1 protein-coding gene and 2 pseudogenes are annotated in these 1,352 nt (G+C 35.1%); all 3 read right to left on the minus strand.

Features of this window, described 5'->3' with window-relative positions; genetic code table 11:
- Positions 1 to 161 precede the first annotated feature (161 nt).
- Positions 162 to 509 (minus strand): annotated as a pseudogene (locus FTU83_RS17200) (RHS repeat-associated core domain-containing protein); the annotation flags it as partial.
- A 121-nt stretch (positions 510 to 630) separates the two neighbouring features.
- Positions 631 to 888, minus strand: a complete 258-nt coding sequence (locus FTU83_RS17205) for a hypothetical protein (protein ID WP_180036159.1) — start codon at positions 886 to 888, stop codon at positions 631 to 633.
- 189 nt (positions 889 to 1,077) lie between these two features.
- Positions 1,078 to 1,352: pseudogene (locus tag FTU83_RS17210) on the minus strand (IS5/IS1182 family transposase); the annotation flags it as partial.

The raw sequence follows: 1,352 nt of genomic DNA on the forward strand, positions 1-1,352 counted from the left end.
TCGCAAGAGATGCGATGGATGTCTGATGATTTGTAGTCATAAATTTTAGTCCCCACTTGTTTCTAAGTGGGGACTAAATTAAGGCTTATAGGATGAATTCAGAAGGTGTGTTCAGCGGACGCTTACGCTAATTCTTCAATTTTTTCATTAGTAGCCGACCATAACCCCATCGGATCAACCCATTGATTCGGGTCTTTTACATACGAAGAATTATTTAAACCACCAAACAATCCTATAGGGTCTTTACTTACATACCTTGCCTTTCGTAATTTTAAAGTAGTGCTTTAAAATTTCTCAGGCTCATAATAACGGCAACGGTTATAATGTAAGCCAGTCTCTCCATCATAATACTGTCCTTGGAAGCGAATACTTGTTTGCTCTAATAAATTGTCACTAGTCTTAATCTCTAAAGCTGTGCCCCATGTATCTTGCTTAATTTCCCATATACATTCACCTAACTCATTTGTTAAAGTCTGCGGTGTTCCAATTTGGTCACAGTGATAAAAGGAATCAGCTAAAGTTTAGCTCTATTTTTACAAGTAACTGTAGATCAAATTTATGTCTTTTGTGCAGTTAATCGGTTCCTTTATGCTTTTAAAACCGTCACACCAAGCGTTTATGTTATTAGTATTATTTTTTAGTGAACCAAGTAAAAAACATAAAAAATAGCCCTCCTATTATTCCTATACCAATGCAAGTAATGAAATATAATATTATCAAATGTGTTTCCATAACTTTATCATTAATAACATCAATCAACATCCCCAAGAGGAAAGCTGATATACCTAAAACTATTCCCTTTATAAAACCTGCTAGATAAGGATAATTTTCAGATTCATAATTGGATATAAAAAATGATAAAATTACTTCAACTAGAATTGTTAACATTTTATTTATCCTGCTTCTTATCATCAGAGGTACTACTATTAATTGCTCTAGATGATGTTTGTTGTAATGCAAATTGATTTGCCCAAATTACTAATCCACCAGTATTTTTCCAGCAATGACTGTAGGCACACCCGTTGGGCTTTGTTGCACAAAGATGTAAAAATTAAGATTGCCCATATCTACTCAAATTTAAGGCATAACTTGGGTATGTGGTTGACCTAACTCGGTAAATTTATTTAACACGGCTATACGTGCATGGATCTCATTGACTTGGCTATCAAATTTTCTTGCACTGAGTTTATCCCCCAATAATTTGATGCAATGCATCTTGGTTTCCACCAAACTTCGGCAATGATAGCCGGACCATTTTTTCCATAATGTCCTGCCTGAGAAGCACTGCTTCGCAAGATTAACTGTTCGAAGTAATTCATTTCGCGCTAGCGAGCTGATCTTTGTATCTTTCC

The sequence above is a fragment of the Acinetobacter sp. YH12152 genome (assembly GCF_013418285.1).
Classification (GTDB): Bacteria; Pseudomonadota; Gammaproteobacteria; order Pseudomonadales; family Moraxellaceae; genus Acinetobacter; species Acinetobacter amyesii.

Excerpts from the sequence above, each read along its gene's own strand:
- FTU83_RS17205 (WP_180036159.1), bottom strand. The coding sequence starts at position 888 with ATGTTAACAATTCTAGTTGAAGTAATTTTATCATTTTTTATATCCAAT.